We start from the raw sequence: 6,275 nt of genomic DNA on the forward strand, positions 1-6,275 counted from the left end.
GCTCGCGGCGGGATAGCGCAATTGTTGCCGTTTTGCCAGTGCGCCGGATGCGATTTGGCCTCAGCCGTTGATGGCGCCGTGGAGCCGCTGCAACAGGCCGGTGACGTGCTGGCGCTTGTCCAGATTGTAGGTTTCGCGCTCGATGATCGTCTGCCGTGCTTCTTCCCAGAGGCCGGCCAGACGGTTCGCCATCGGCGTGTCACCGGCCTGCGCGGCGGAGACCGCATCGCGGCCGAGCCGGTCGGTCACGTGACGGTTGAACAGGTCGAGTGCGATTTCCGCGTCGCGTGCGGCAAGCGCCTGGCCGATCCGGATTGCCTCGCCGGTGTCGAAACGGGCCGAATCGAGAACCTTGTCCACGGCCTGGGCGACATCGAGCCCGCCGTGCCGGGTCAGCAGGAGCGCCCTGCGCACGCTGCCCTCGGCCAGTTGCACAAGCTTGGCACGCGCGCCGGCATCCGGCGGCACGTCCTCCGACAGGGCGCCCATTGCTGCCATGAGGTCGTCATCGCCGAGCGGACGCAGCCTGTGAACCTGGCAGCGTGACCGGATGGTCGGCAGCAAGCGCCCCGGCGAATGGCTGATCAGGACGAACAGCGTATCGCGTGGCGGTTCCTCGAGGTTCTTCAGCAGCGCGTTGGCGGCCGCCGTGTTCATCTGTTCGGCGGCGTCCACGATCACGATGCGCCAGCTGCCGTCATGGCTGGTCATGGAGAGGAAATGCCCGAGCCGCCGGATCTCGTCGACGGTGATGAAATTCTTGAACCCCCCGCCGGTATCGCGTGGCGGTCGCGTCAGGTGCAGGACCGACGGATGGGCGCCGCTGGCAATCTGGCGCCAGACCGGGTGCCCGGCGGCGGGAGGAACCAGCGTATCGGGTGCATGCGGCCGGTCGCGCTGCGTCAGCATGTGAAAGGCGAGGTGAAAGGCCAGCGTGGCCTTGCCAATGCCCTGCGGCCCGGTCACCAAGGCCCCGTGATGCATCTTGCCCGTCCGCCACGACGTGGCAAATCGGCATGCGGCTTCGTCATGACCGACGAGATGCACGTTTTCGGCCGGTTCCGGAATGTCGGGAAGGCTGTCTGCCTGTTCCGGGGCAAGGCGTTCGCTCATGACTGCCTAGCCGTCTGCCGTGGCCGGTTCACGGCCCGCCGAATGGGCCAGGAGAGCGGCGACGGCCACGCGCACCGCCTTTGCGACCGACTCCGTATCGCCGCTGGCATCGATGACGCGGCAGCGGTCCGGTTCGGCCTCGGCAATATCGAGGAAAGCCTGCCGCCGTTCCTCGTGTACGCCCGCCTGTTCCTTTTCGTAACGGTCCGCCTGTTCGTCGCCGCGCCGCGAGCGCGCACGCTCGAGACCGAGTTCAGCAGGCAGGTCGAGAATGAGCGTCAGGTCCGGAACCATGCCGTTGATGGCGACTTCCTCCAGCCGGGCCATGAAATCCGGCGAAAGCTTTCCCGTCACGCCCTGGTAGACACGGGAGGAATCCATGAACCGGTCGCACAGGACGATCATGCCGGCTTCCACCGCCGGCCGGATCACCTGCTCGACGTGATCGGAACGGGCCGTCGAGAAGAGAATGGCTTCCATTGCCGGGCCGAAGCGCTCCGCGGCGCCGGACAGCAGGACGTGGCGCACGGCCTCGGCGCCGGGCGAACCACCCGGCTCGCGTGTCACCAGAACCTCGTGTCCCGTGGCGCGAAGCCATTCGGCTAGCATCTCGATCTGGGTGGACTTGCCAGCCCCTTCGCCGCCTTCGAATGTGATGAAAAGCCCTGTCGGCAAGTATTCCGGCCTTCCTGACGCCAATCGATCTGCAACCGTCATAGTCCGCCTTGCACAGGCCGTCCAGCCCGGCGTCCCGTTTGCCAGTTTTGAAGCGGGACCGGATCGGCTAGCCGCGCAACCAGCCGATCATCAGCTCCTCGATCGCGTCCATCGCCCGCTGCTGCAGCGTGCCCTTGCCGACGCTCTCCGCGGCATAGAGCGGGGTTTCCTGGCTGAGGGTATCGCCGATCCACACCTTGAGCGAACCGATGCGCGCGCCCTCTTCCACCGGCACGTCGACCGGCCCCTGGTAGACGATGCGGGCGATGAGCCGGTCGCGGTTGGTGATCGGGACCAGGATCGACACCGCCCCTTCGGCCCGCAGTGCCACGCCCGATTTCTCGCCACCGTACAGGTCGGCTTCGCCGATGATTTCCCCGGCCTTGAAGATCTGCTTGCGTTCGAAGGCCCGGATGCCCCAGTCGAGGATTTTCCGGGCCTCCTCGGCGCGTTCCCGGTCGGTCTTCATGCCTGACATCGCCACGAAGATTCGCCGCCCCTCGCGATTGACGGACCCGACGATGGCGTAGCCGCTGTCCTCGGTAAAACCGGTTTTCATCCCGTCCGCGCCGATATCCATCCGCAGCAGCGGGTTGCGGTTGCGCTGGCGGATCTTGTTCCAGGTGAACTCCGGCTCGCTGTAGAACTTGTAATATTCGGGATAGGTCTTCCAGATGTGGAAGGCGAGTTGCGCCAGTTCCTTCATCGTCACCACCTGCCCCTCCGCCGGCAGGCCGGTCGCATTCTTGAAGACGGACTTTTCCAGCCCGATCTTGCGGGCGCGTTCCGTCATCAGCCTGGCGAAGTTTTCTTCCGAGCCGGCCATGCCTTCGGCGATGATGATGCAGCCGTCATTGGCCGACTGGACGATGACCGCCTGGATCAGGTCTTCCAGCCGGATCTCGGACTTGAGCTCGGCGAACATGGTCGATCCGCCCGAGGACGCACCGCCCTTGCGCCAGGCGTTCTCGGACACGTAGAACGTATCGTCCATGGAAAGCCGGCCGGTCTTCAGCGCATGGAAGACCACTTCCATGGTCATCAGCTTCGCCAGCGAGGCCGGGGGAACGGGCTTGTTCTCGTTCTTGGCAAACAGGATCGAGCCCGTATCGGCATCGATCATGTAGGCCGTATCGGCGGTGGTTTCGAATAGCTGCGCGCGAGCGGGCGCGAGAGCAACCAACAGGATCGCCCATCCCAGAAGGACAATGCGAGCCGCTGCACCTGCGAATTTCATGTCTGCTGTCCGTTTGCCGTGCGGTTTCAGGCCCCGGTAAACGTTAGCAACATATGAACGACGGGATCAACCGTCGTCGGGATCAGTCGCGGATATAAAACGCGTCGTTGGCGCCCGCCGCCCACGCGGCCTGGAGAACGGCATCCTCGTCCTGGCGCGAATCCACGTAGAGCTGCAGGATGTGCGTTTCGCCGTTTTCGCCGGGAACCGTCTGCAGTTCCACGCGTCCCTTGGTCTTCAGCGCATCCGCGACCGAAAGCGCTGCCCCGCGGCTGTCGAACTTGCCGACATTGAGCACGGAGCCCGATGCAGCCCCGCCCTGCGACCGCTTCCAGGACGCCTTCAGCGCTTCGGCGTTCAGCTTCCGGTCCAGCCCGTGGACCGAGAATGCGTCCGCGGCCGTGGCGACACGTTCCGAGGCATAGGACAAGGCATTGAAAGGCTTGAACTGGGCTAGGTCGGACCCGGGACGGGCGGTCGGGATCGGCGCGATGTCTGGCAACTGGAAGGTGGTGACGCCGGCCGGCGCATAGGCTGAGGGCGTGATGCTGCCCACGGGCAGCGATGCCGTCTGGGCGTAGGCGTTGAAGCCGACGCCGGGGAGGCCTTCGGACGGGTGCCGCGGCTTCACGACGGATGATCCGCCCTGGTCGGCCATCGCCAGCATCACGCCGGAAAGGCCGCTCGGCGGGGTCGCATTGCCCGGATTGTAGGAAGCCATCAGCGTCTCGGTCCGCTCGCCGTCCACCGGCGCGGGCCCGACGTAGTCGACTTTCACCGTCGCCACGCCGGACGACTTGTAATCGAGAAGCTCGGCCGCGCGGCGCGACAGGTCGATGATGCGGCCGTGCGCATAGGGGCCGCGATCGTTCACGCGAACGATGACCGAAGCCCCGTTCTTCATGTTGGTCACGCGGGCGTAGCTCGGCAGCGGCATGGTCGGATGGGCCGCCGACAGGTGCGTCATGTCGTAGACTTCACCGTTCGCGGTGAGGCGCCCGTGGAACGCGTCCCCGTACCAGGACGCCTTGCCGACCTTCGAATAGCCGGGATCTTTCTTAGGATAGTACCACTTGCCGCGGACCTTGTAGGGCTTGCCGACCTGGACCCGCCCGCCGCCGCGCTTGAGGCGCGAGCGCTTGTTGGTCACCCGGGGGCTGGCCTTGACGCCATATTTGGCCTCGGAGAAATACTCCTTGCCGGAGGCTTCCGAGCCCCTGGCGGACTTGTAGGAGAATTTCGTTCCAGAATCCGCGCATGCACCCAGCATCAGCATCGCCGACCCCGCGGCGAAGAATGCGACAGCGCGCTTGAAGCCCGTTAACATGACCTGCCCTCTCCTGACCCGTACCCTTTTCCGCCGGTTTCCCCGGTCTCGTCAATGACCAACCCTAGCGGAAAAGTTTTAGTAGCCGATTAATTCATTGTGGTGGCAAACGGGCAAGAATAAGGCAGCAGGCGATCTGGCCGTCAGGAATTGTGCGGTTTTGTCCCTGGCGCCGGCGGCCGAGACGGCCCCTGCCCTGTTTTGGCAGTCGCGAACCGCTTGAAAAGATCACGCGCTTGGCTCATAGGAGGCGCGTGGATGGGTGGCCGAGCGGTTTAAGGCACCGGTCTTGAAAACCGGCGTGCGTGAGAGCGTACCGTGGGTTCGAATCCCACCCCATCCGCCATTTACCCTCGAAAAAGCGTTTTCCACTGCCCTCGCCCGCAGAGAATTGTTGTTGTTTTCGAGGGTTATGCGGGAGAGGCTGAGCACCGGCCTCGGCACCTTTAGGCCCGGAAGCGGTCTCTCAGGGCCGATATTCTCCAGACCTGATGACTGCGCGGATTTAGTAAATAGCTTGCAACTCTATGATTTTACATCTCGATTATGAATCCGTGAATTCACTCCGCTGGCAGATCCGCTCCTAGGAGAAGCGCCCGAAAACAAACAAAAGGTGAATTGCCTCTGGATTCACTTCTTGTTCTCGGTCCGATTTGGGGCCGCTTGCCGTCAGGCTGGTTTCGGAATGCCACTCGGCAAAGCGGTCATAAGCCAATACCGATTTTGATGACGGTTTGGTTCTGCCACCTGACGAGTACATGACCCCTGAGCCGGAATAGCGGCGGCCCAAAATTCAGTTATTCACTCTTGGTTTATCCGATCATTTCCCAATGAATTCGCAGATTGCAGCAGCCCCCTGAACGTGATCCCCCAATTGCTGCTCTGATTGCTCTGATCCCCGGCAATTCCGGCCCGGGGCGATCCAAAGATGGGGAGCACTTCATTGCGGGAAAATATATCCAAGTAAGTAGACCACTTCCAGGAGGCTACTCCAAGCATTGTTTCTTGACGCTTGACGAGTGTGTAAGCTTCAAGTGTTCGAAGCACAGATTGATGGCTAATTTCAGCCGCGACATCTGTCGCCGGATAGACTTTGTCCACCTACCCGTACCGGTTTATAACAACACGACCTACGTTATTGTTCGGCTACCAATTTGGCGATTGTTGCAAGTCCCCCGGCAACGTCGGCAGGATGAGTAAACAACGCCTCATGGCCGCCGGAAATTTGGATCAGAGTGCTTTCGCCGACAGACTGCGCCATCGCCTTCCATGCAGCCTGCGGAAGCGAATTGTCGTCCGTCGCAAGCAGAACGAACTTCGGGGCTGTCAATTTGGCAAAGGACGAGGTGTCGATTTTATGAGTATAGTAGCCGAACGGTTGGGGCACCATCTGCGCAATGATCTCGCTTGCCTGCGTCTCCTCTACCCCAGCAAGAAGGACATGTCTCCAGAAGCCATCATTTACCCCCAGTGTATTGTCCGCCGATGCCTTCGCCTCGGCGTCAAAGGCTTTGGCGATATCTGGCGGCAGCGCATCGAAAAGCGATGATCCGTCGGCGATGATGAATGCGTTGTGAAAGACAACGGCTGAGATTTTGTCACCGGCCTTTCCTGCCGCCTGCTGAAGCAGTACGCCTGCCGCGGAATGCCCGACGAGAATCACGGGGCGTTCTTGCCTTGCGAGGGTTTCAAGCAGAATTGCTTCCGAATCGGCGAATGTAACACCCTTACGGTTCGCTTCCTTGCCGTGACCGGCGAGTGTTGAGCTGCCCCCCGAATTTCGGACGCTGACGTAGGCTATGAATTGCTGTCTGCTGATCTTCGACGAGAAGGAGATCAGAGATGTCGAAACGGAAGCAGCATTCGCCGGAATTCAAGGCG

The 6,275-nt window shown here is 62.2% G+C and carries 5 protein-coding genes and 1 tRNA gene; 1 reads left to right on the forward strand and 5 read right to left on the reverse strand.

Annotated features, from left to right (window positions below; translation table 11 throughout):
• Positions 1 to 60: 60 nt before the first annotated feature.
• The 4 genes from CSC94_RS17455 to CSC94_RS25185 all read right to left on the reverse strand — a co-directional run bounded on the left by CSC94_RS17455 (position 61) and on the right by CSC94_RS25185 (position 4,394).
• A complete protein-coding gene (locus CSC94_RS17455; protein ID WP_099307649.1) occupies positions 61 to 1,113 on the reverse strand; it encodes a DNA polymerase III subunit delta' in 1,053 nt (350 codons plus the stop codon).
• A gap of 6 nt (positions 1,114 to 1,119) precedes the next feature.
• The gene (gene tmk / locus CSC94_RS17460) at positions 1,120 to 1,830 is read right to left on the reverse strand and encodes a dTMP kinase (RefSeq protein ID WP_099307650.1); all 711 of its coding nucleotides are present in this window, start codon (positions 1,828 to 1,830) and stop codon (positions 1,120 to 1,122) included.
• Positions 1,831 to 1,897: 67 nt separating this feature from the next.
• Positions 1,898 to 3,067 carry a D-alanyl-D-alanine carboxypeptidase family protein gene (locus CSC94_RS17465; protein WP_099307651.1) on the reverse strand — a complete coding sequence of 390 codons (1,170 nt, stop codon included), beginning with the start codon at positions 3,065 to 3,067 and terminating at the stop codon, positions 1,898 to 1,900.
• An 82-nt stretch (positions 3,068 to 3,149) separates the two neighbouring features.
• A complete protein-coding gene (locus CSC94_RS25185; RefSeq protein WP_114647866.1) occupies positions 3,150 to 4,394 on the reverse strand; it encodes a septal ring lytic transglycosylase RlpA family protein in 1,245 nt (414 codons plus the stop codon).
• A gap of 256 nt (positions 4,395 to 4,650) precedes the next feature.
• Here CSC94_RS25185 and CSC94_RS17475 point away from each other — a divergent pair.
• Positions 4,651 to 4,740: transfer RNA gene (locus CSC94_RS17475), tRNA-Ser, on the forward strand.
• A 789-nt stretch (positions 4,741 to 5,529) separates the two neighbouring features.
• Here the strand turns inward: CSC94_RS17475 and CSC94_RS17480 are convergent.
• The gene (locus CSC94_RS17480) at positions 5,530 to 6,267 is read right to left on the reverse strand and encodes an alpha/beta fold hydrolase (RefSeq protein ID WP_099307652.1); all 738 of its coding nucleotides are present in this window, start codon (positions 6,265 to 6,267) and stop codon (positions 5,530 to 5,532) included.
• Between the last annotated feature and the right edge of the window lie 8 nt (positions 6,268 to 6,275).

The sequence above is a fragment of the Zhengella mangrovi genome, from assembly GCF_002727065.1.
GTDB classification, from domain to species: Bacteria; Pseudomonadota; Alphaproteobacteria; order Rhizobiales; family Rhizobiaceae; genus Zhengella; species Zhengella mangrovi.